Origin of the sequence: Salinicola sp. DM10, from assembly GCF_017306975.2 — a bacterium.
Lineage (GTDB): Bacteria > Pseudomonadota > Gammaproteobacteria > Pseudomonadales > Halomonadaceae > Salinicola.
In genome coordinates this window covers 91,053-113,281 of record NZ_JAFLEN020000005.1, presented here as the reverse complement: position 1 = coordinate 113,281, position 22,229 = coordinate 91,053, and the positions used below count along the sequence as shown (strand labels likewise).

At 68.7% G+C, this 22,229-nt stretch carries 18 protein-coding genes; 9 read left to right on the top strand and 9 right to left on the bottom strand.

Annotated elements, in window-relative coordinates; genetic code table 11:
- Positions 1–186: 186 nt before the first annotated feature.
- The gene (purL, locus tag J0A90_RS15860) at positions 187–4,116 is read left to right on the top strand and encodes a phosphoribosylformylglycinamidine synthase (RefSeq protein ID WP_207034258.1); all 3,930 of its coding nucleotides are present in this window, start codon (positions 187–189) and stop codon (positions 4,114–4,116) included.
- A 114-nt stretch (positions 4,117–4,230) separates the two neighbouring features.
- Here purL and J0A90_RS15855 read toward each other — a convergent pair whose 3' ends face one another.
- The 4 genes from J0A90_RS15855 to J0A90_RS15840 form a co-directional block, all read right to left on the bottom strand.
- Complete coding sequence (locus J0A90_RS15855) at positions 4,231–4,449, bottom strand: DUF2835 family protein (protein WP_035475858.1); 219 nt, start codon at positions 4,447–4,449, stop codon at positions 4,231–4,233.
- Positions 4,450–4,535: 86 nt separating this feature from the next.
- Positions 4,536–5,174 carry a protein-methionine-sulfoxide reductase heme-binding subunit MsrQ gene (msrQ, locus tag J0A90_RS15850; RefSeq protein ID WP_207034254.1) on the bottom strand — a complete coding sequence of 213 codons (639 nt, stop codon included), beginning with the start codon at positions 5,172–5,174 and terminating at the stop codon, positions 4,536–4,538.
- Positions 5,174–6,193, bottom strand: a complete 1,020-nt coding sequence (gene msrP / locus J0A90_RS15845) for a protein-methionine-sulfoxide reductase catalytic subunit MsrP (protein ID WP_207034251.1) — start codon at positions 6,191–6,193, stop codon at positions 5,174–5,176. The genes msrQ and msrP overlap by 1 nt, the downstream gene beginning before the upstream one ends.
- Positions 6,194–6,312: 119 nt before the next feature.
- Positions 6,313–7,698 (bottom strand): SLC13 family permease, encoded by a 1,386-nt coding sequence (locus J0A90_RS15840; protein WP_207034249.1) that lies wholly within the window; start codon positions 7,696–7,698, stop codon positions 6,313–6,315.
- Between the two features lie 255 nt (positions 7,699–7,953).
- Here J0A90_RS15840 and J0A90_RS15835 point away from each other — a divergent pair, with 255 nt between their 5' ends.
- On the top strand, positions 7,954–8,763 hold the full coding sequence (locus J0A90_RS15835; protein WP_207034246.1) for a sugar phosphate isomerase/epimerase: 810 nt from the start codon (positions 7,954–7,956) through the stop codon (positions 8,761–8,763).
- A 36-nt stretch (positions 8,764–8,799) separates the two neighbouring features.
- Here the strand turns inward: J0A90_RS15835 and J0A90_RS15830 are convergent, their stop codons facing one another.
- The 5 genes from J0A90_RS15830 to J0A90_RS15810 all read right to left on the bottom strand — a co-directional run bounded on the left by J0A90_RS15830 (position 8,800) and on the right by J0A90_RS15810 (position 13,866).
- Positions 8,800–9,750: an AEC family transporter gene (locus tag J0A90_RS15830; RefSeq protein WP_207034244.1), complete on the bottom strand. Its 951-nt coding sequence runs from the start codon at positions 9,748–9,750 to the stop codon at positions 8,800–8,802.
- Between the two features lie 98 nt (positions 9,751–9,848).
- A complete protein-coding gene (locus J0A90_RS15825; RefSeq protein ID WP_207034241.1) occupies positions 9,849–10,634 on the bottom strand; it encodes an IclR family transcriptional regulator C-terminal domain-containing protein in 786 nt (261 codons plus the stop codon).
- A gap of 117 nt (positions 10,635–10,751) precedes the next feature.
- Entirely contained in the window at positions 10,752–12,251 is a 1,500-nt protein-coding gene (locus tag J0A90_RS15820) for a tripartite tricarboxylate transporter permease (protein ID WP_207034239.1), read from the bottom strand.
- 30 nt (positions 12,252–12,281) lie between these two features.
- Positions 12,282–12,752, bottom strand: coding sequence for a tripartite tricarboxylate transporter TctB family protein (locus J0A90_RS15815; protein ID WP_207034236.1), 471 nt, complete (start codon positions 12,750–12,752; stop codon positions 12,282–12,284).
- Positions 12,753–12,867: 115 nt separating this feature from the next.
- Positions 12,868–13,866 carry a tripartite tricarboxylate transporter substrate binding protein gene (locus J0A90_RS15810; RefSeq protein ID WP_207034234.1) on the bottom strand — a complete coding sequence of 333 codons (999 nt, stop codon included), beginning with the start codon at positions 13,864–13,866 and terminating at the stop codon, positions 12,868–12,870.
- A gap of 186 nt (positions 13,867–14,052) precedes the next feature.
- Here J0A90_RS15810 and J0A90_RS15805 point away from each other — a divergent pair, with 186 nt between their 5' ends.
- From J0A90_RS15805 to J0A90_RS15775, 7 genes are all read left to right on the top strand, one after another.
- On the top strand, positions 14,053–14,919 hold the full coding sequence (locus tag J0A90_RS15805; protein WP_207034231.1) for a shikimate dehydrogenase: 867 nt from the start codon (positions 14,053–14,055) through the stop codon (positions 14,917–14,919).
- Positions 14,920–15,020: 101 nt separating this feature from the next.
- On the top strand, positions 15,021–16,373 hold the full coding sequence (locus tag J0A90_RS15800; protein ID WP_207034228.1) for a lyase family protein: 1,353 nt from the start codon (positions 15,021–15,023) through the stop codon (positions 16,371–16,373).
- 274 nt (positions 16,374–16,647) lie between these two features.
- Positions 16,648–17,466, top strand: coding sequence for a CoA transferase subunit A (locus J0A90_RS15795; RefSeq protein WP_207034225.1), 819 nt, complete (start codon positions 16,648–16,650; stop codon positions 17,464–17,466).
- Positions 17,466–18,257 carry a CoA-transferase subunit beta gene (locus tag J0A90_RS15790; RefSeq protein WP_207034222.1) on the top strand — a complete coding sequence of 264 codons (792 nt, stop codon included), beginning with the start codon at positions 17,466–17,468 and terminating at the stop codon, positions 18,255–18,257. The genes J0A90_RS15795 and J0A90_RS15790 overlap by 1 nt, the downstream gene beginning before the upstream one ends.
- Positions 18,254–19,459: a 3-oxoadipyl-CoA thiolase gene (gene pcaF, locus J0A90_RS15785; protein WP_207034219.1), complete on the top strand. Its 1,206-nt coding sequence runs from the start codon at positions 18,254–18,256 to the stop codon at positions 19,457–19,459. Before J0A90_RS15790 ends, pcaF begins: the two co-directional genes overlap by 4 nt.
- 54 nt (positions 19,460–19,513) lie before the next feature.
- The gene (locus tag J0A90_RS15780) at positions 19,514–20,827 is read left to right on the top strand and encodes a short-chain fatty acid transporter (protein ID WP_207034216.1); all 1,314 of its coding nucleotides are present in this window, start codon (positions 19,514–19,516) and stop codon (positions 20,825–20,827) included.
- A gap of 46 nt (positions 20,828–20,873) precedes the next feature.
- Entirely contained in the window at positions 20,874–22,061 is a 1,188-nt protein-coding gene (locus J0A90_RS15775; RefSeq protein ID WP_207034214.1) for an alpha/beta fold hydrolase, read from the top strand.
- Positions 22,062–22,229 lie beyond the last annotated feature (168 nt).

Here is a 22,229-nt window from a genome sequence, read left to right as displayed (position 1 = left end):
GGGCGCTAATCAAGAGGCTTGCCACGCTGTGTGCGCTTTGGGCGTCGCCCGCGGCGCGGGCTTAGCGAGCGGCGCCGCTTTCCAGTATCATGGCGCCCTGATTCGGCCGCGCTGCCCCGATTCGCCCGATCGATCCGCGCTCAGACAGCCACGCGATCCCTGACCGTCCTGGAGGCTTTCCTCGCCATGCTCGAATTGCAAGGCGCTCCCGCGCTATCTGCATTCCGTCACGCCAAGCTGCTCGCCGACCTGCGCGATGCGGTGCCCGAAGTCGAGACCCTCGAAGCCCACTACGTCCACTTCGTCGACCATCGCGGCGATCTCGACGCCGCCGCCCGCGAGACCCTCGAGCGGCTGCTCGACTATGGCCATGACACGCTGACGGATCGCGCCACGCCGGCGGGCAACGACGCCGCGGCCCACGGCCATCGCTTCCTGGTGGTGCCGCGGATCGGCACCATCTCGCCGTGGTCGTCCAAGGCTACCGATATCGCGCACAACTGCGGTCTGACCCAGGTCGCCCGTCTCGAGCGGGGTATCGACTATCGCGTGACCTTCCGCCAGGCGCCCCAGGCCGAGGCCTTTGCCGCGCTGGTGGCGTGTCTGCACGACCGCATGACCGAGAGCGTGCTGCAGGATGCCAGCGATGCCGCCAAGCTGTTCTCGCAGCAGGCACCGGTGCCGCTGGCCACGGTCGACGTGATCGGCGGCGGGCGCCCGGCGCTGGCCGCCGCCAACGGCGAGCTGGGGCTGGCCCTGGCCGACGATGAGATCGACTATCTGGTCACGGCCTTCGGCGAGCTCGGGCGCAACCCGACCGACGTCGAACTGATGATGTTCGCTCAGGCCAACTCCGAGCACTGCCGTCACAAGATCTTCAATGCCGACTGGGTGATCGACGGCGAGGCGCAGAGCCACTCGCTGTTCAAGATGATCAAGAACACCTTCGAGCAGTCCAGCGACAAGGTGCTCTCGGCCTACAGCGACAATGCCGCCATCATCGAGGGCAGCCGCGCCGGGCGCTTCTTCCCCGCGCCCGAGACCCAGGTCTACGCCGCGACCCAGGAGCCGATTCACATTCTGATGAAGGTGGAGACCCACAATCACCCCACCGCGATCGCCCCGCACCCGGGCGCGGCCACCGGTGCCGGCGGCGAGATCCGCGACGAGGGCGCCACCGGCCGCGGCGGCAAGCCCAAGGCGGGGCTGACCGGCTTCACCGTCTCCAACCTGCGTATCCCTGAGTTCGTGCAGCCGTGGGAAGCCTTCGACTACGGCAAGCCCGAGCGCATCCAGTCGGCGCTCGACATCATGCTCGAGGGGCCGATCGGCGGCGCGGCGTTCAACAACGAGTTCGGCCGCCCCAACCTCAACGGCTTCTTCCGTACCTTCGAGCTCGACGCCGTGGGTGCGGCGGGTATCGAACGCCGCGGCTACCACAAGCCGGTGATGCTGGCCGGCGGCTACGGCAACGTGCGTGACGCCCACGTGCTCAAGGGCGAGATCCCTGTCGGTGCCAAGCTGATCGTGATGGGCGGGCCGGCGATGCTGATCGGCCTCGGCGGCGGCGCGGCGTCGTCGATGGCCTCGGGGTCCTCCAGCGAGGATCTCGACTTCGCCTCGGTGCAGCGCGACAACCCCGAGATCGAGCGCCGTGCTCAGGAAGTGATCGACCGCTGCTGGGCGCTGGATGATGCCAACCCCATCGCCTTCATCCACGACGTCGGCGCCGGCGGGCTCTCCAATGCGCTGCCGGAGCTGGTCAAGGATGGCGGCCGCGGCGGGCTGTTCGATCTGCGCGCGGTGCCCAACGCCGAGCCCGGCATGAGCCCGCTGGAGATCTGGTGCAACGAAGCCCAGGAGCGCTATGTGCTGGCGGTGACGCCGGAGCAGCTCGAGGTTTTCGATGCCATCTGCCAGCGTGAGCGCTGCCCCTACGCGGTGGTCGGCGAGGCCACCGAGGCGCACCATCTGAGCGTGCGCGACGGCCAGTTCGAGGCCGACCCGGTGGATCTGCCGATGAGCGTGCTGTTCGGCAAGCCGCCCAAGATGCAGCGCAGCTTCGAGCGTCACACGCTCAACCTGCCCGGCCTGGGGCTAGACAATCTCGACCTGCGCGAAGCGCTGGACCGGGTGCTGCGGCTGCCCACGGTGGCCTCGAAGAGCTTTCTGATCACCATCGGCGACCGCTCGATCACCGGCCTGGTGGCGCGCGACCAGATGGTCGGGCCGTGGCAGGTGCCGGTGGCCGACTGCGCGGTCACCACCGCCAGCTTCGACACCCACGCCGGTGAGGCGATGGCCACCGGCGAGCGCCCGCCGGTGGCGCTGATCGACCCGGCGGCGAGCGCCCGTCTGGCGGTGGCCGAGACCATCACCAACCTGGCGGCGGCGCCGATCGCTGCGCTCTCCGATATCAAGCTCTCCGCCAACTGGATGAGCGCCGCCGACCATGTCGGCGAGAACCAGGCGCTCTACGATGCCGTGCATGCCGTGGGTATGGAGCTGTGCCCGGCCCTCGGCATCGCCGTGCCGGTGGGCAAGGACTCGATGTCGATGCGCACCGCCTGGCAGGCCGATGACGAAGACAAGAGCGTCACCGCGCCGCTGACGCTGGATATCACCGGTTTCGCCCCGGTCACCGATGCGCTGGCGACGCTGACCCCGCAGCTGCGGCTCGATCAGGACGAGAGCGATCTGATCCTGATCGATCTGGGCCGTGGCCAGAACCGCCTCGGCGGCTCGGCGCTGGCCCAGGTCTACGGCCAGGTCGGCAACGTCTGCCCGGATCTCGACGAGGCCGAGGATCTGGTGGCGTTCTTCAACGTCATCCAGGGCCTCAACGCCGACGGCAAGCTGCTGGCCTATCACGACCGCAGCGACGGCGGGCTGATCGTGACCCTGCTGGAGATGGCCTTCGCCGGCCACGGCGGGCTGGAGATCAAGCTCGACTGGCTCACCGACGACGCGGTGGGTGCGGTGGATGCGCTGTTCGCCGAGGAGCTGGGGGCGGTGATCCAGGTCAATCGCCGCGATACCGAGTTCGTGCTGGCGCAGTTCGCCGCTGCGGGTATCGACACCTGCGGCGTGATCGCGCGCCCGCGCTACGACGATCAGGTGCGCATCACGCTGTTCGAGGAGCCGCTGCTCGAGACCACCCGGGCCATGGCCCAGCGTACCTGGGCGGAGACCAGCTACCGCCTGCAGGCGCTGCGCGACAACCCGGAGAGCGCCAAGAGCGAGTTCGATGGCCTGCTCAATCTGCGCGATCCGGGGCTCTCCGCCAACCCCACCTTCGATGTCGACGACGATGTCGCCGCGCCCTTCATCAACCAGGGCGTGCGCCCGCGGGTCGCCATCCTGCGCGAGCAGGGGGTCAACGGCCACGTCGAGATGGCGGCGGCCTTCGACCGCGCCGGCTTCGAGGCGGTCGACGTGCACATGAGCGACATCCTCGCCGGGCGCATTACCCTCGACGAGATGAAAGGGCTGGTCGGCTGTGGCGGCTTTTCCTACGGCGACGTGCTCGGCGCCGGCGGCGGCTGGGCCAAGTCGGCGCTCTACAACCCGCGGGCGCGTGATCAGTTCGCCGCCTTCTTCGCCCGCGAGGACACCTTTGGGCTCGGCGTGTGCAACGGCTGCCAGATGTTCTCGCAGCTCAAGGAGCTGATCCCCGGGGCTGAGCGCTGGCCGCGCTTCGTGCGCAATCACTCCGAGCAGTTCGAGGCGCGGGTGTCGATGGTCAAGGTCGAGCAGACCCCCTCGATCCTGTTCGCCGGCATGGCCGGGTCGACCCTGCCGGTGGCGGTGGCCCACGGCGAAGGCCGGGCGCTGTTCGCCGACAGCAGCCATCTGCGCGGCATGCAGGGCAGCGGTCAGATCGCGCTGCGCTACGTCGACAACGACGGCCAGGTGACCACCCGTTATCCGGCCAACCCCAACGGCTCGCCCTCCGGGGTGACCGGGCTGACCACGCCGGACGGGCGCGTCACCATCATGATGCCCCACCCGGAGCGGGTCGCGCGTGCGGTCACCAACTCCTGGCGGCCCGCCGAGTGGACCCAGGACGGCGCCTGGATGCGGCTGTTCCGCAATGCGCGGGTGTGGGTGGGCTAACCCACACGCCCGCGTCGCGCTCGACGCGAAAAAGCCGGCTTGCCCTCAGGGCAGGCCGGCTTTTTTGTGCGCTTCATTCGGCGACCGGAGCCCGCCAGTGCGAGAGCGGTACGATTAGAGCGGCACGATGGTGGTGAAACGCCCATGGCCATCGAAATACAGTCGAAAGTGGCCGTGCACGCCGTCGTGGCTCACCAGGCGATGCAGGGCGCGGGCAGGAAAGCGCACCCGCCGCCCGTCGAGGGTGTAGGTCTGGATGCTCTCCACCGCGCCGGCGTAGTAGCTTCGGCACTGGTCGAGGCTGAGAGAGAGCGTGATATCGACGCTGGGCATGGGGAGTCCGGGGATCTGACGAGCGGCCAGGACGCAGCGTGCCTCAAGCGCGGCCGCCGGGCAATGCCGTGCCGGCGGACGGTGGCTCAGCCAGGCTGGCGGTGCTCGCGCTTCACCTGCTGGCGCAGCCTGGGCAGCTGGCGCGCCACCGGCGGCAGGCGCAGCAGCATCAGGCCGGCGCCGATCGCGGCGTACAGGCTCCACTCGCCAAGATCGGCACGCACCACCCAGAAGAAGTGCAGCAGGCCGAGTGCCAGCACCAGATAGACGACCTTGTGCAGTGTCTTCCAGCGCTTGCCGAGCTTGCGCATCGAGGCGCGGTTGGAGGTCACCCCCATCGCCACCAGGCCCAGCAGCGCCAGCATGCCGACGATGATATAGGGGCGGCGGACGATCTCGCTGCCCAGCCGGCTGAGGTCGAGGCCGAGAATGAACAGCGCATAGCAGAGCAGGTGAGCCACCGCGTAGGCCAGGGTCCACAGCCCCAGCTGGCGCCGGATCAGGGTGAAGCCCTTCCAGCGGGTGAGCTTGCCGAGCGGGGTCAGGCTCAGGGTGGCGAACAGCATCCACAGTGTGCCCTGGCCGATATTGAGCAGCAGGTAGCGCCCGGGCTCCGGGCCGGCGGCATTGAGCGCGACCTGATAGCTCCAGTAGAGCAGTGGCGCCAGGGCCAGGCAGAAGACCGCGACGCGCCACAGCGTCAGCGTAGAGCGCGATGAGGCCATCAGAACTGCTTCCTCAGGTCCATGCCGCGATACAGACTCGCTACCTGATCGGCGTAGCCGTTGAACATCCGGGTATCGATGATGTTCGGGTTGAACAGGCTATTGGGCAGGCGCCGTTCGGTGGCCTGGCTCCAGCGCGGGTGGTCGACCTGGGGATTGACGTTGGCATAGAAGCCGTACTCGTCGGGGGCGATCGCCTGCCACGAGTTGACCGGCTGCTCGCTCACCAGCGAGATGCGCACGATCGACTTGATGCTCTTGAAGCCGTACTTCCAGGGCACCACCAGGCGCAGCGGGGCGCCGTTCTGGTTGGGCAGCTCGCGCCCGTACATGCCGACACCGAGCAGCGTCAGCGGATGCATCGCCTCGTCCAGACGCAGTCCCTCGGTGTAGGGCCAGTCGATCAGCGCGAAGGCGGAGTCCTGCCCCGGCATCTCCTGGGGCCGCACCAGGGTCTCGAAGCGCACGTACTTGGCCTTGGCGGTGGGCTTGGCGCGGGCGATCACGTCGCCCAGCGGAATCCCCAGCCACGGGATCACCATCGACCACGCCTCGACGCAGCGCAGGCGATAGATGCGCTCTTCGAGCCGCGACGGGGTGATCAGGTCCTCCAGCGCCACGCGCCCGCCGTTGTCGACCTCGCCGTCGATCACCACGCTCCACGGCTGGGTGGTGAGCGAGCCGGCGCGCTTCGACGGGTCGCCCTTGCCGGTGCCGAACTCGTAGAAGTTGTTGTAGGTCGAGGCGTCCTGGTAGGGCGTGAGCTTGTCCAGCTTGGGGTCCTGGGGCACCACTGCATCCCATTTGGCGCGCTCGATCTCGCCGGCGAGCCAGGCGGGCGGGTCACCGGCGGGCACGTCGGCGTAGTCCGCGGGCGCTGCCAGCGCGCGCCCGGAGAGCGCCAGGCCCGCGCCGACCCCGGCCAGGCCGCCGAGAAAGCGCCGGCGCGACAGGTAGACCGACTCGGGGGTGACGTCCGACTCGCGCAGGTCGCCGGGGCGGGTAATCTTGATCAGCATCGCGGGTTCTCCCTGTTCTGGCGCATCACTCGCGCTGGCCGGCCGTTCGCCGAGCCTCGAAAGCGCTTACGCAGGCTGGCGGCGCCTGGATGCAGCCGCGTGCAGTTGGGTCAGCGCCGTCAGAAAGCGCCCAGCCACCGCCACCAAAGATAGTCCAGCGGCCACAGCAGCACGACGGTGATCAGCGCCAGCGGCAGCGTGACGCGGATGGCGTGGCGCAGATTCACCCGGGCGGCGAGCAGACCGACGATCAGCGGCGGCGACTGATACGGCAGTACGATGGTCGAAAAGCCGAGTACCTGAATCATCACCGCCGCCTGGGGCGACCAGCCGGTGACCTCGGCCAGCTGCGGTGTCAGCGGGGTCATCACCGCGGGAATGCCCGGCAGCGTCGCCAGCATCCCCAGCAGCGTGGTGAGACCGGCAAGCCAGCCGAAGTTGCCGGCATCCGCGCCGGGGGCCAGCGGCAGCACGTCCAGCAGGTAGCCGGCGAGCGCGGCGCCGACGCCGCTGGCGTGGGCCAGGGCGCCGAGACTGACGATCCCGGCGACATACAGAAACGGTTCCAGGTTCATCTGCGCCAGCGGCTTGGGTGGCAGCAGGCCGCTACCGGGGTAGAGGCATACCAGCGCTACCAGCATGCCGATCCAGGCCGGCGAGATACCGTGCCAGGCGTCGGTCATCCACATCACCACGGCGAACGCCAGCAGCCCCATCATGATCAGATTGGGGCGCCCCTCGGGGGCTGTCGCGGGTGCCGATGACGCCTGATGCGGGTCCGGTGCGGCGGCGGGGAACAGGCGCAGGATCAATCCCATCAGCAGTAGCCACTTGAGCAGGCCCAGCACCGGGAAGTGGAGCAGGAAGTAGTGCCCGTAGCTGGGCGAGAAGCCGAGAACCGCCTCGCTGGTGCCCATCAGCACGTTGTTGGGCACATTGGCCGGGAGGATGGCGAAGGCGGGCAGAAAGCTCGACATGATACCGCTGAGTAGAAAGCCGCTGCGTGCAGGATCACCGGGCGCGTAGCCCAGGCGCTCGACCAGGGTCAGCATGATCGGCGTCAGCAGCAGGATGCGCCCCATCGAGGAGGGCATCACGAACGACGCCAGCAGTGCGGCGAGACCGATACCGAACACCGCCTGCGGATAGCCCGAAGCCAGATAGGGGCCGAGCCGCAGGGCCGCGCGCTCGCCCAGCCCGGTGTGATTGATCGCCGCGCCGATCACCATGCCCGAGAACACCAGCCAGGTCGCCGCCGACTCGAAACCGGAGAAGGCCACCGCCGCGGGGGCGACCTTGGCCGCCATGCACAGGGTGAAGAACACCAGCGCGGTGAGCCACTGCGGCAGCCACCCGGTGGCCCACAGGCCGATCCCCAAGCCCACCACCATGGCCGCCCGGGTCAGCGGCGCCAGCCCCGCGCCCAGCAGCAGCGCGAAGATGACGACAACGGCGAGTGCGGCGACGGCGTGACGCCACGCCAGCGACGGACGAGCAGGGGACATGCGGGGCTCCTGGGCAGTACGGACACGAGGCGGCGGGCAGTATATCAGCCCCCAGCGTATGAACCGTGCTCACCTCCACGCTCGCCTCTGCGCCCACTCTTGCGCCCACCTCCGCGCTTGCCTCTGCGCCCACCTCCGCGCCCACTCTTGCGCCCACCTCCGCGCTAGCGGCTACGCTGATAGCCTGGGTGCCGGCGGTGTCACTGTTGGAGGCCCTGCGTAATACTGGAAATAGCTGTCACGGGAGGAGAGTGCATGCGCGCCATGGCCACGCTGTGCCTGAGCGGCGAACTGATGAATCGGCTGGAGGCGATCGCTCGGGCGGGTTTCGGCGGCGTCGAGATCTTCGTCGACGATCTGCAGCGCGACACCCACAGCGCGCGGCGGATCGGCGAACACTGCCGCGATCTCGGGCTCGCGGTGGTTGCCCTGCAGCCGTTCCGCGACGCCGAAGGGCTCAGCGGAGAGGCGCATCGACGCATGCTCGAACGCGCCGAGCGCCACTTCGACACGCTTGCCGACCTGGGTGGCACGCAGCTGCTGGCGGCCAGCACCACCCTGGCCGAGGCGCGCCCCGAGCTGATGGCGGCGGCCGATAGCCTGGGCGAGCTGGCCGAACGGGCGGCCACCCGCGGCATGACCGTCGCCTACGAGGCGCTGTGCTGGGGGCGACATGTCAACGACTACCGCCAGGCGTGGGAGGTGGTGAAACTGGCCGATCATCCGGCGCTGTCGCTGGTGCTCGACAGCTACCACGTGCTGGCCCCGGGGCTGGCGCTGGAGACCCTGGCCGGGCTGCCGGCATCGCGGATCGGGCTGGTGCAGCTGGCCGACGCGCCGGCGCCGCTGCGCGAGGACCTGCAGACGGTGAGCCGCCACCGGCGCGCCTTCCCCGGGGAGGGCGAGCTCGAGGTGGAGCGTTTCATCGCCGCGCTGGCGCGCACCGGCTATGCCGGGCCGATCTCGCTGGAGGTGTTCAGTGACGTGCTCGGGGTGATGCCCACCGGGATGACCGCGCTGGCCGGCTGGGAGCGGCTCGACCGCGCACTGCAGGCAGCCGGCTGAGTGCAGTCGGTATCGTTACATTGCGAGCGGTACGTTTCAGGCCGTGCCGAGTAGCCACTGATGCGACAGCCAGATGCCCAGCGCCAGGGTCAGGGCGGAGAGCAGCGTGGCCATCACCATCGCTGCGGTGCCCATCTCGGCAAAGCCGTAGCGCTGCCCCAGCAATGGATACATCGACAGCATCGGCGCGCAGGCGAAGACGATCGCGGCGGTGGCCAGCACGGGATCGAGCCCCGGTATCAGCAGCACCATCAGCACCACGCACAGCGGGTGCAGGGTCAGCTTGGCCAGGGCGAGGCGCGTCACCCGCTTGACCATGCCGCGTACGCGTAGCCCGCAGAGCGTGCCGCCGATCACGAACAGCGCCACCGGCGACGATGACGCCGCGAGCATCTCCAGCACCCGCGCCAGCGGCGCCGGCGGATGCAGATCGAGCGCCGCGAGCAGGCTGCCGGCGGCGATGGCCAGAATCAGCGGATGGCGCAGAACGCGCAGGGCCACCGGGCGGACGGTCGCCCACAGGCTGCCCCGATTCTGGCTCGCAAATTCCGCCAGCACCAGCGCGGTGGGAATCACCAGCAGGTTCTCGATCAGCATGTTCAGCGCCAGGGCGATACCCGCGCTGGGGCCGACCACCAGCACCGCCACCGGATAGCCGATGAAGCCGCTGTTGGAGGCCGAGGTGCCGAGCGCGTACATCGCCCGGCGCGCCAGCGGCGCGTTGCCGCGCAGTGTCACCAGAGCGAAGGTGAGGGCAAAGGCGAGCCCCGAGCCCAGCCCGTAGACGAGCAGATAGGGAACGTTGAAGACCTCGCCCAGCGGGCGCTGCAGCAGCGCCTGGATCACCAGCGCGGGCAGCGCGATGTTGATCACGTAGCGGCCCATGCCCTGGATGTGTGCCTTGTCGACGACCCGCTTGAGCACGGCCAGATAGCCGATCGCGAGCAGGATGAAGATGGGTACGATGGCGCCGAAGATGGTGCTCAAGGCGAGGACTCGACAATGGGGAGAGGATCGGTTTTTAGACTTAAGTCTAATATCATGATCCGGCGCGGCGTCGGGGGCAAGTCTGATCGGCGCCGGGGTCAGTTGACCTGCGATGCGATCTGCGCCGCCTTCTCCCGCAGCAGCGGCAGAAAGCGCTCGGTGAGCGTGGATAGCTCGACGCGCGCCGCGTTGGTGCTGACGTTGAGCGCGCCGATCAGCTCGCCGTGGGCGTCGAAGGCGGGGATCGCCAGCGAGCGCAGGCCGGAGTCCAGCTCCTGGTCGACCACGCAGTAGCCCTGCTCGCGGACCTGCGCCAGGCAATCGCGCAGCGCGGCGCTATCGATCAGGCTGTGCTCGGTATGGCGCTGGAGATCGACCCGCGCCAGGAAGGCGTCGCGCTCTGCCGCCGGTAGCTGGGCCAGCAGCACCCGCCCCATCGAGGTGTAGGCCGCCGGCAGCCGCGTACCCACCGCCAGTGAGATCGACATCAGCCGGTGCGGCGCCGCCGAGCGTGCCACGTAGGTCACGTCGTCACCATCGAGCACGCCCATCGACGACGACTCGCCGGTGGCCTCGGTGATCGCCTCCAGATGCTGCTGGATCACCGTGCGATAGCCGTTGGAGGAGAGAAAGGCGTAGCCCAGCTGCAGCGCCTTGGGCGCCAGCTCGAAGGTGCGCTGCTGCTTGCGCACATAGCCCAGCGCATGCAGCGTGAGCAGAAAGCGCCGTGCGCGGGCGCGGTTCATGCCGGTCTTGGCGGCGACCTCGCTCAGCGTCATGCGCGGGGTGCGCTGGTCGAAGGCGAGAATCACCTCGAGCCCGCTGGCCAGGGCGGTCACGAAGTCGCGATCCTCAGGGGTGAGCGTCTCGTCCTTGGAGTCCATGCCGATCTCTTCCTTTATTCGCGAGGCGGTGTCCACGACCCCATCTTACGCAAGGTTCGGCTGGCGAACATCCGTTCAGCACGCTGACACCTTTCTCCTCTAACCTGTCGCGTCTCGTCAGGCGGTCTTCTCTCGGCGCAGCAAACGCTTGAGCGGCGAGTGGCCGAGCAGCAGAAAGAGCACCGCCAGGGTCAGCACCAGTGACAGCGGGTGGGTGAACAGCCCGCTGACGAAGGCGGCGCTGTCGTTGCCCACCGAGGCCATCGCCTGGCGATAGGAGGTGTCCATCAGCGGGCCCAGGATCACGCCCAGGATCACCGGCCCCATCTGGAAGCGGTACACCTTCATGAAGTAGCCCAGCAGGCCAAAGCCGAGCATCCAGTAGACCTCGGTCATGCTGCCGTTGAGCGAGTAGGTGCCGACCACGCAGAGCACCAGGATCAGCGGGATCAGGATCGCCTTGGGCAGCTCCACCACCTTGGCGAAGAGCTTGATGCCAGTGAGCCCGAACAGCAGCAGGAACAGATTGGCCAGCACCAGATTGCCCACGGTGAACCAGAAGATGTAAGGCGTCTCGATCATCAGCATCGGGCCGGGGTTGAGACCGTGGATGGTCAGCGCCCCGATGATGATGGCGGTCACCGCGTCGCCGGGCATGCCCAGCGTCAGCATGGGTACATAGGCCCCACCCACGGCGGCATTGTTGGCCGTCTCCGGGGCCACCAGACCTTCGTAGGCACCTTCGCCGAACGGCTTGCTCGGCTTCTTCACCGTACGCTTGGCGTGGTCGTAGGCGAACAGCGAGGCGATATCGCCGCCGGTGCCGGGCAGGGCGCCGACGATCACCCCGATCAGCGAGGTGCGTATCGACAGCGGCAGAAACTTCAGCACCAGACTCAGCGACGGCAGGATTTTGTCCACCTTCTGGCGCACCGGCGTGGCGTCGAGCTGGTGCAGCTGGAAGAACGCCTCGGCGACCCCGAACATGCCGATCATCACCACCACGTAGTGAATACCGCCCATCAGTTGCATGCTGCCCAGGGTGAAGCGCGGATCGGCGGTCACCGGATCGAGCCCGACCAGGCCGATCACCGCGCCCAGGGCGGCGGCGAAGATCCCGCGGGAGAGCGATTCGGCGGCCAGGCTGCCGACCAGCAGCAGGCCCAGCGCGGCGATCAGGAAGTAGTCGCGCGGGGCGAACTCGAGGGCCATGTCGGAGAGATAGGGAGCGACGCTGGCCAGCACCAGGGTGCCGAGCAGGCCGCCGATCACCGACATCACCGTACTCAGGCCGATGGCGCGCCCGGCTTCGCCCTGCTGGGCCAGTGGGTAGCCGTCGAAGGCGGTGGCCACCGACGAGGGCGCGCCGGGAATGTTGAGCAGGATCGCGGTACGTGAACCGCCGTAGACGCCGCCGGTGTAGATGCCGACGATCAGCGCCAGGGCGTCGTTGACGTCCCAGGAGAAGGTGAAGGAGATCAAAATCGACGTCGCCATGGTGACCGAGAGACCGGGAATGGCGCCGACGTAGATACCGGCCAGGGTGCCCGCCGCGGTCAGCATCAGCAGCGACGGGTCGAGCCACGACATCAGAAAGAAGGAGAGGGTGTCACCCATGGGAAACCTCGTTGGCGAAACGCTGGCGGCTCAGGGGAGATAGACCTGGAATAGCAGTGTGAACAGCGCATAGATCACCGCGGTGATCAGCACGGTGACGAGCACGGCGCTAATCCAGTGGCCGCGCCGCAGGCAGAGCTGGGCGATGAGCAGGAACAGCGCCGTGGCGGCGATGAAACCCAGCGCCGGCAGCGCCAGCAGATAGCCCACGGCGAGCAGCGAAAACAGCACCACCGGCAGCGGGAAGTGGGTGGCGAGGAACTGACGCAGCTCGCCGAGGGCACCGCCGGCCGCGGGGCGCGGGTGGTGGCGCTGGCCGAGCAGGATCGAGAGCATGGTGACGATCATGATCGCCCCCAGCAGCAGCGGAAAGGCGCCCGCCGAGTTGGGCAGCTCGAAGCCTGAGATGCGGTAGGCCTCGTAGAACACGCCGCCACTGAGCAGTAGCAGCAACAGGTTGAAGGCGCGCTCGCCGGCCTTCAGTGAAGGAGGATGAGACATGCGACACTCCAGATCGGCGGCGCCTGGCGCCGCCGGGGATCAGCGGGAGGCCGCGCCGTGCCGGTGGCGGACCGGACGGCGCGGCGCGCGTGGTTCGCGTGGCTCACGCCACGTATCAGGGCTTGGGAATGCCGACGCTCTCCGGCGAGACCTTGGCCGAGCCGGCCTTCTCCAGCGCCCAGGCGGTCACCGACTGCCAGCGTTTCAGGAACTGCTCGGCCTTTTCACCGCGCAGGTTGAGCGACTTGGCGCTGTTGTCGGAGAGGAAGCGCTGGAACTGCTCGTTGGCCACGCCCTTGGCATAGGCGTCGCTCAGGGTATCGACGATCGGCTGCGGGGTATCCTTGCGTACCGCCACGGCCCAGAACGGCCCCCACGGCAGGTAGGCGGCGATCTTCGGCAGCGCCTGGGTGATCGGCGGGGTATTCGGCAGGCCCTCGACCGGCTCGCGGGTGAACACCGCCAGCCCCTTGAGCCGGCCGGCCTTGATCTGCTCCTTGGCCGCAGCGAGGCTCAGCGGCATGAAGTCGATATGATCGCCGAGCATGGCGGTGATGCCGGGGCCGTCGCCGCCGAAGGTGACGCTGCGCACCTCGAGGCTGTCGACCGCATTGATCATCGCCAGCAGCGTGCTGGGCAGGCCGCCGGCTCCGGTGTCACCCATGCGCAGCTCGTCGGGATGCTGATGGGCGTAGTCGAGCAGGTCCTGGAAACTGTCGAACGGGCTGTCAGCGGGAGCCGCGATCACCACCAGGCCCTGGGCGATGACGTTGATCGGTTGCATGTCGGCATAGGTGAAGTCGGCCAGGCCCATGATCGGATAGAGCTGCGGGTTTTCGGCGCCGTAGAGCACGGTGTAGCCGTCGGGGCGTTTGTGCATCACCTCGTTCATGCCGATCACGCCGGTACCGCCGGGGCGGTTGTTGAGGATGATCTTGGTGCCCAGCACCTCTTCCACGTGCGGGGTCAGGCTGCGGGCCACGTTGTCCGTGGCGCCGCCGGCGCCCCACTGGATGATGCCCTGGATGTTGTGCTCGGGGTAGTCCGCCGCGGCCAGCGAGGTTGCCGTCAGTCCAGTGGCCAGTGCCAGCGCCGTGAGGGTGTGCTTGAGCATGCAAGAAGCCTTTTGGATATTGTCTTGGGTGTGTCAGCGTACGGTGGTTCGTTAGGGGTTGTACGAAGCGAGTGGCGGTGCTCGGTGGACCCACCGGAGGGCGATTATGCCTGAAAGCCGCGGCTTTCGGGTGGCCGGGTTATCATGATCCTTCGTCTACCACTTCTCGGCGAAGGAGACTCTTACATGCAGTTAGGCTTGATCGGCCAGGCGATCCAACACTCCAGCGCGCCCGACCTGCACCGACGTCTCGGCCGGCTGCTCGGCATGTCGGTCGACTACACGCTGTTCGATGCGTTGATCGCGCCGCCGGTCTCGATCCCGGCACAGGTGGCCGAGCTGCGTGCTCAGGGCCTGCGCGGGGTCAATGTCACCTATCCCTACAAGGAGCAGGCGCTGACGCTGGCTGATAGCGCCGGTGACGGCGCCCGGCTGGTGGGGGCCGCCAACACCCTGATCTTTGGCGCCACCGGGGTCCACGCCGAGAATACCGACTTCACCGGCTTCGTGGCCGGCTATCGCGCCACCCTGGGCGCGCGCGCACCGGGGCGGGTGCTGATGCTCGGCAGCGGTGGCGTGGGCAAGGCGGTGGCCTTCGGCCTGGGGCAGCTCGGCGCCGAGGAGATTCTGCTGCTGGATCTCGACCGTGCCAAGGCCGACACCCTGGCGGACCAGCTCACAGCCGCCGGGGTCGCGGCACGCGCGGTGGCGCCCGAGGCCCTAGCTGCGTTGGCCGGCGAGTGCGACGGGCTGATCAACTGCACCCCGATCGGCCACGAGAAGAGCCCCGGCTGCCCGCTGTCCGGGGCGCTGATCCGCGCCGACCAGTGGATCTTCGATGCCGTCTACGTGCCCGCGCTCACCGAGTTCATCGCCCAGGCCGAGGCCGCCGGCGCCGCGGTGATCAGCGGGGTCAGCCTGTTCGTGTACCAGGGCGTCGACGCCTTCAAGCTGTTCTGGGGCGAACCGGCACGGGCGGCCGAGGTCGACGCCCAGACGTCGGCGCTCTATCGCCACTATCATCAGCAGCTGCTGGGTGGGGCCGGCGGGTGAGTGCGGCACCGCGCTTGCCCTGTCGACGCGCGTCGACCTAGCATGGGTGCGTATCACGAACATTCGTTCGCTATATGATGCGCTTCGGGAGAACGCCCCCCATGTACGACACCCTGTTTCGCCACCCTTTCATGAGTGCCGCCGGTCTCGCCGCCCTCGAGGCCAGTGAGGTCGTCGCGGCGATGCGCGAGGTGGAGCTGGCGCTGGCGGCGGAGCAGGAGGCGTGCGGCGTGCTGCCGGCGGGCACGGCGGCTGCGCTCACCGCGGCGCTGCCGCTGGAGGCGTTCGACCTGGCGGCGCTGGCCGCCGAGGTCGAGAACGGCGGCAACGCCGCCATTCCCTTCGTCAAGCAGGCCAAGGCGTGGCTGCCGGAGCCGCTGCGGCGCCACTTCCACCGTGGCGCCACCAGCCAGGATGTCGTCGACTCCGCACTGATGCTGCTGCTGCGCCCGCGGCTGGTGGCCCTACGCGAGCATCTGGCGCGCACGCGGCGTGCCGCCTGTGCGCTGATGCGCGACCACCGCGCGACGCCGATGATCGGGCGCACGCTGATGCAGCAGGCGCTGCCGATCACCTTCGGCGCCAAGGTGGCGCAGTGGGCCTGGGGGCTCGAGAGCGCCGACGCGCGCCTGGCGGCGGTGATAGATGGTGGGCTCCCCGTGCAGTTCGGCGGTGCGGTGGGGGTGCATTCGGGCCTCGACGCCCAGGGGCTCGAGATCATGGCCGGGCTCGCCGCGCGGCTCGGGCTGGCGGCGCCGTTGCTGCCGTGGCACACCGACCGCCAGCCGCTACTGGCGCTGATGGGGGCGCTCGACGCCGCCGCGGTGGCGGCGGAGAAGGTGGCGCTGGATATCGCCCTGCTGTGCCAGAGCGAGGTCGCCGAGCTCAGCGAGCCGGCCGCCGAAGGGGTGGGCGGCTCGTCATCGATGCCGCACAAGCGCAATCCTGTTGTCTGCGCACGCATCCGCGCCGCCGCACGCCAGGTGCACGCGGCCCACGCCACCGTGGTCAACGCCGGGGCCCAGCCGCTGGAGCGCGGGCTCGGCGAGTGGCATGCGGAGTGGGCGCCGCTGCTGGATGGCGTGCTGCTGGTGGAGGGCGCACTGGGGTCACTGGCGCCGCTGCTGGCGGGGCTGGAGGTCCACGTCGAGGCGATGGCGCGCAACCTGCGCCTGAGCGGCGGGGCGGTGCTGGCGGAACCGGCGGCGCGCCTGCTGGCCGAAGCGCTACCCAGCACGGCGGCGCAGCGGATCGCCCGCGAGGCTGGCGAGACGGCGCGCCGCGAGCAGCGCGACTATGCCGAGGTGGTGCTGGCACAGCCCGAGGTGGCGGCGGCGGTGGCGGCGGCGACGATCGACCCCGCGGCGCTACGGTCGGCGCTGGCGATCGACTTATACATTGGTAGTAGCGAGGCGCAGGTCACGCGCGTGCTGGCGCGTCTCGATCCCTCCTAACATCCTGTTCTACAAGACATCACCGACGCACTCCAGCGATTCGGCAGCAATCTCGACGAGGCCTCCACGGAGGCCTCGTCGCGTTGTGCGATTGACCGCGGGCCACGGTGGCGATAGCGTGTTCGTAATGCAAACCAGTGTTCGCAAAGCGAACAAATGGTGATGGCACCGGAAAGATCGAGACCCACCAAGGGCCGCGCTGGCGGTCGCCGGTTTCCCGTCATATGACAGCCCATCACCCAATAGCCCACCACCTAACAGGGAGTCGCGCACGATGGCCGAATTCCTCTCGCTCCACGACGCCGTGGCGCGTTACGTCGAGGATGGGGCAACCCTCGCCATGGAAGGGTTCACCCACCTCATTCCGTTTGCCGCCGGGCACGAGATCATTCGCCAGGGGCGGCGCGAGCTGACCCTGATCCGTATGACCCCGGATCTGATATTCGATCAGATGATCGGCGCCGGCTGCGCCCGCCGCCTGATCTTCTCCTGGGGCGGCAACCCCGGCGTGGGCTCGCTGCACCGCCTGCGCGACGCCGTGGAGAAGGGGTATCCGCGGCCGCTGGAGATCTTCGAGCACAGCCACGCCGCCATGGCCTGCGCCTTCGAGGCCGGCGCCGCCGGTCTGCCGCTGGCGGTACTGCGCGGCTACGTGGGCAGCGACTTGCCCAAGGTCAATCCGCAGATCAAGTTCATCGAGTGCCCGTTCACCGGTGAGCGCCTGGCCGCGGTGCCGGCGGTGCGACCTGACGTGGGTATCGTCCACGCGCAGAAGGCGGACCGTGCCGGCAACGTGCTGGTGGAGGGGATCATCGGCGTGCAGAAGGAGGTGGTGCTGGCGGCGCGCCACAGCATCGTCACCGTCGAGGAGGTGGTCGACGATCTCGAGGCGGGGCCCAACGCCTGCGTCATTCCTGGCTGGGCGATCGATGCCATCGCCGTGGCCGAGCAGGGCGCCTACCCCTCCTACGCCCACGGCTACTACCCGCGGGACAACGCCTTCTACAAGGCCTGGGATGAGATCGCCCGCGACCGCGAGGCCTTCGCCGCCTGGCTCGAGGAACATGTCTACCACGCTGGAGGAGCCGCCTGATGAGCCTCGACTACACCGCTGCGGAAATGATGACCGTCACCGCCGCCCGGGCGCTGGAGAACGGCACCACCTGTTTCGTCGGGATCGGCCTGCCCTCCGAGGCGGCCAACCTGGCACGCCTGACCCATGCCCCGGACGTGGTGCTGATCTACGAGTCCGGCACTCTGCAGACCAAACCCAATGTGCTGCCGCTGTCGATCGGCGACGGCGAGCTGTGCGAGACCGCGCTGACCACCGTCTCGGTGCCGGAGATGTTCCGCTATTGGCTGCAGGGCGGGCATGTCGACGTCGGCTTTCTGGGCACCGCGCAGATCGACCGCTACTGCAATCTCAACACCACGCTGATCGGTGACTACCGCGAGCCCAAGGTGCGGCTGCCGGGCGGCGGCGGGGCGCCCGAGATCGCCACCAATGCCGGTGAGGTGTTCATCACCGTCAAGCACTCCAAGCGCACGTTCGTCGAGGCGGTGGACTTCGTCACTACGGTCGGCTTCGGCCGTGACGGCACCGCCCGCGACGGCGTGCCCCACATCGGCCGCGGCCCGACCCGGGTGATCACCGACCTTTGCGTGATGAAGCCCGACCCCGAGACCAAGGAGCTGGTGGTGGTCTCGCTGCATCCGGGGGTGACCGCCGAACAAGTGCGCGAGGCCACCGGCTGGGAGATACGCTTCGCCGAGCGGCTCGAGACCACCCCCGAACCCGGCGCCAAGGAGTTGGAGGTGCTGCGCGAGCTCAAGGCGCGCACCGCGCGCCACCATGCCGGCAACGAGACGGGAGAGAACGCATGAACGAGGTCTATCTGTGCCGGCCGCTGCGCTCCGCGGTGGGCCGTTTCGGTGGCGCGCTGGCCAGCGTACGTCCCGACGATCTGGCGGCGCGGCTGTTCGAGGCGGTGCTGGCGCAGCACCCGCAGCTCGACCCGGCGGCGATCGACGACGTGATCATGGGCTGTGCCAACCAGGCCGGCGAGGACAACCGCAGCGTGGCGCGCATGGCGGCGCTGCTGGCGGGGCTGCCCAGCAGCGTGCCGGGTTCCACCATCAACCGTCTGTGCGGCTCGAGCATGGACGCCATCGGCACCGCGGCGCGGGCGATCCGTGCCGGCGAGGCCGAGTTGATCCTGACCGGCGGCGTCGAGTCGATGTCGCGCGCGCCCTATGTGATCGGCAAGGCCGGCTCGCCCTATGCGCGCAATCAGCAGATGGAGGACACCACCATCGGCTGGCGCTTCGTCAATCCGCTGATGGAGAAGCGCTACGGGGTCGACTCGATGCCCGAGACCGCCGAGAACGTCGCCGAGCAGTTCAAGATCTCGCGCGAGGATCAGGACCGCTACGCCTATCGCTCGCAGCAGCTGACCCAGGCGGCACAGGAGGCCGGTCGGCTGGGCGAGGGGGTCGTGCCGATCGAGATTGCGCGGCGCAAGCAGGCCCCGCTGATCTTCGACCGCGACGAGCATCCGCGCCCGGAGACCACGCTGGAGGCGCTGGCCAAGCTGCCCACGCCGTTCCGCGAGAATGGCACCGTCACCGCCGGCAACGCCTCCGGGGTCAACGACGGCGCGGCGGCGATGCTGGTGGCCAGTGAGGCGGCGCTCACGCGCTTCGGGCTCGAGCCCATCGCGCGCATTCACGGCATGGCCACCGCCGGGGTCGAGCCGCGCATCATGGGTGTCGGCCCGGTACCGGCGACGCGCAAGCTGCTCGACAAGCTGGGCATGAGCCTCGATCAGATGGACGTGCTCGAGCTCAACGAAGCCTTCGCCGCCCAGGTGCTGGCGTGTGCGCGCGAACTCGGCGTAGCCGACGACGACCCGCGGCTCAATCCCAACGGCGGCGCCATCGCACTGGGCCATCCGCTGGGCATGTCGGGGGCGCGCATCATCAGCTCGGCGGCCTACGAACTGGCGCGCAGCCACAAGCGCTTCGCGCTGTGCACCATGTGCATCGGCGTGGGCCAGGGCATCGCCACGGTGATCGAGCGGGTGTGAGCCGCGGCCACTTCAACCCCAACGACAAACGATAACTCGGTAGAGGGAACCTCGATGCAAGCGGTGACGCAATTCTCCGTGCGGCTGGTGCAGCGCTATCTGCCCAGCGCCTTCGTGCTGGCGGTGATTCTCACCGCCATCGTCTTCGTCCTCGGCATCGTGCTGGGTGAGCGCACGCCGCTGGACATGGCGCAGTACTGGGGCGAGGGGTTCTCCTCGCTGTTCAAGTTCGGCATGCAGATGGTGCTGGTGCTGCTGACCGGCTACGTGCTGGCGCTGACGCCGGTGATGCAGCAGCTCCTCGGGGCACTGACCCGGCAGGCCTCGACGCCGCGCCAGGCGCTGGCGATCACCATCGTGGTCAGCTTCGTCTGCTACTACCTCAACTGGGGCTTCGGCATGGTCGCCGGGGCGATCCTGGCGCGCGAGATGGGGCGCCGGGTGGCGGTGCACTTTCCGCTGATCGTGGCCGCCGCCTACGGGGGTGAGCTGGTGCGCGGACCCTCGACCTCGATCCCGCTGGTGATCGCCACGCCGGGCCACTTCATGGAGGATGCGATCGGCATCGTACCGGTCTCCGAGACCCTCTACGCCAGTTGGAACATCGCCCTGACCCTGGCCCTGCTGGCGCTGCTGGTGGCCTTCTTCATGCTGCAGAAACAGCCCGAGCAGATCGTGCGCCTGGAGGCGGCCGACGACCCCGCGGCGGACGCACCGGCGCAGCGCGGCGACGGCAGCTTCTCCGACTGGCTCGAACACAGCCGGCTGCCGACGCTGTTCCTGGGGCTGCTCGCCGCCGCCTATCTGCTCGGTGAAGTGGCCAAGGGTGACTTCAGCATCAATCTCAACACGGTCATCCTGATCTTCTTCACCCTGGGCCTGCTGTTGCACCGCAGCGCGGCGGCCTATCTGGGCGCGGTAGAGAAGGCGGTGGGTGCTGCCCGCGGGATCATCGTGCAGTTCCCGCTCTACGCCGGCATCGCCGGGATGATGACCCACGCCGATCTGGTCACCCAGTTCTCCGAAGCGATCATCTCGGTGGCCTCCCGCGAGACCTTCCCGTTGTGGACCTTTCTCTCCGCCGGGGCGGTCAACTTCTTCATCCCCTCCGGGGGTGGCCAGTGGGCGATCCAGGGGCCGATCATGATGAAGGCGGCCTACGCCCTCGGCGCCGACCCTGCGCGCACCATCATGGCGTTCACCTGGGGCGATGGCTGGACCAACCAGATTCAGCCGTTTTGGGCGCTGCCGCTGCTCGGGGTGGCCGGCCTGTCGGCCCGCGACATCATGGGCTATCTGCTGATCTGGTTGGTGATCTCGGGCGTTGCCATTGCGGGGACGTTCGTCGCCCTGGCAGCCTTCACCTAGGCTTTTACGCCAACTGCGTCGCGCACTCGAACCAAGGAGCCTGGTCATGCCTTTCGTCACACTCGACGGCCGCACCGTCGCCTATCGTCTGCTCGGCGGCGACACTCAGCCGCTGCTGCTGCTGGCCCATCCGCTGGGGATGAGCCAGGCGGTGTGGGACAGCGTCGTCACACCACTGACTCGACGCTTTCGCGTGCTCACCTGGGACCTGCCGGGCCACGGCGCCAGCGCCGGCTGGGACCGTGCGCGCGGCGAGATCACCCCGGCGGCGCTGGCCGCCGAGGCCCTCGCCCTGGCCGATCTCGCCGGGGCCGAGCGTTTCCATTTCGCCGGCACCTCGATCGGCGGCGTGATCGGCCAGCAACTGCTGAGCGCGCATCCCGAGCGGCTCTACTCGGCGACCCTGACCAATACCGGCGCGGTCATCGGCAGTGCCGAGATGTGGCAGACCCGTGCCGACCGGGTGCGCAGCGAGGGGCTGGCTGCCATGAGCGCGGAGATCGTCCCGCGCTGGTTCGCGCCGGCGAGCGTCGAGGCCGACCCCGCCCTGGCCGCCGGCTGGCGGCTGGCGATGTCGCGCAACGAGGATGAGTCCTACGCGCTGCTGTGCGAGATGCTCGGCCGCCACACCTTCGTCGGGCGGCTGGGCGCCAATGCCGGCGCGGCGACGCAAGCGGTGCCGCTCACGCTGATCGGCGGCAGCGAAGACGGCGCCACGCCGCCGGCGACCCTCGCCGCACTGGCCGATGAGTGTGGTGCCGAGGCACCGACGATTTTCGAGGGCGTGGGTCACGTGCCGTCGCTGGAAGCCCCGGCACGCCTGGTGGAACTGCTGCTGGCACGGCTGTCACCGGCCGCCTCCAGGGAGCAGGGCGTCGATCTTGCCACCGGAATGGAAACCCGCCGAGCGGTGCTCGGCGCCGACCATGTTGCCCGTGCCACCCAGCAAGCGTCCTCGCTGGACCGGCCGTTCCAGCAGATGATCACCCGGCTGGCCTGGGGCGAGCTGTGGAGCGACCCGGATCTCGACCATCGCGAGCGCAGCATGATCACCACCGCGATTCTCGCCGCGCTGGGGCGCGAGGAGCTGACGCTGCATCTCAAGACCGCCAGACGGATCGGCCTGAGCGAAGCCGAACTGCGCCAGGTATTGATGCACGTGGCGGTCTACGCCGGAGTGCCGGCGGCCAACCACGCCTTCGCCCTGGCCAAGCAGCACGGCTGGGGTGACTGACAGAGAGTGGGCACCGGGCCGCTGGCGGCAGCCCGGTTCCCGCCACTAAAGTCGCTTTTCGCGTCGACCGCGGCTGCGCTACCGTGATCTTCATGGCGAACGATTATTCGCATGACGGACTTTTTGCCGATGAATGGCTGTTGGCAGGCACCTCCGGTGCCGCACTGT

Coding starts and splice junctions, on each gene's coding strand:
- purL (WP_207034258.1), top strand. CDS start 187: ATGCTCGAATTGCAAGGCGCTCCCGCGCTATCTGCATTCCGTCACGCC.
- J0A90_RS15855 (WP_035475858.1), bottom strand. CDS start 4,449: ATGCCCAGCGTCGATATCACGCTCTCTCTCAGCCTCGACCAGTGCCGA.
- msrQ (WP_207034254.1), bottom strand. CDS start 5,174: ATGGCCTCATCGCGCTCTACGCTGACGCTGTGGCGCGTCGCGGTCTTC.
- msrP (WP_207034251.1), bottom strand. CDS start 6,193: ATGCTGATCAAGATTACCCGCCCCGGCGACCTGCGCGAGTCGGACGTC.
- J0A90_RS15840 (WP_207034249.1), bottom strand. CDS start 7,698: ATGTCCCCTGCTCGTCCGTCGCTGGCGTGGCGTCACGCCGTCGCCGCA.
- J0A90_RS15835 (WP_207034246.1), top strand. CDS start 7,954: ATGCGCGCCATGGCCACGCTGTGCCTGAGCGGCGAACTGATGAATCGG.
- J0A90_RS15825 (WP_207034241.1), bottom strand. CDS start 10,634: ATGGACTCCAAGGACGAGACGCTCACCCCTGAGGATCGCGACTTCGTG.
- J0A90_RS15820 (WP_207034239.1), bottom strand. CDS start 12,251: ATGGGTGACACCCTCTCCTTCTTTCTGATGTCGTGGCTCGACCCGTCG.
- J0A90_RS15815 (WP_207034236.1), bottom strand. CDS start 12,752: ATGTCTCATCCTCCTTCACTGAAGGCCGGCGAGCGCGCCTTCAACCTG.
- J0A90_RS15810 (WP_207034234.1), bottom strand. CDS start 13,866: ATGCTCAAGCACACCCTCACGGCGCTGGCACTGGCCACTGGACTGACG.
- J0A90_RS15805 (WP_207034231.1), top strand. CDS start 14,053: ATGCAGTTAGGCTTGATCGGCCAGGCGATCCAACACTCCAGCGCGCCC.
- J0A90_RS15800 (WP_207034228.1), top strand. CDS start 15,021: ATGTACGACACCCTGTTTCGCCACCCTTTCATGAGTGCCGCCGGTCTC.
- J0A90_RS15795 (WP_207034225.1), top strand. CDS start 16,648: ATGGCCGAATTCCTCTCGCTCCACGACGCCGTGGCGCGTTACGTCGAG.
- J0A90_RS15790 (WP_207034222.1), top strand. CDS start 17,466: ATGAGCCTCGACTACACCGCTGCGGAAATGATGACCGTCACCGCCGCC.
- pcaF (WP_207034219.1), top strand. CDS start 18,254: ATGAACGAGGTCTATCTGTGCCGGCCGCTGCGCTCCGCGGTGGGCCGT.
- J0A90_RS15780 (WP_207034216.1), top strand. CDS start 19,514: ATGCAAGCGGTGACGCAATTCTCCGTGCGGCTGGTGCAGCGCTATCTG.
- J0A90_RS15775 (WP_207034214.1), top strand. CDS start 20,874: ATGCCTTTCGTCACACTCGACGGCCGCACCGTCGCCTATCGTCTGCTC.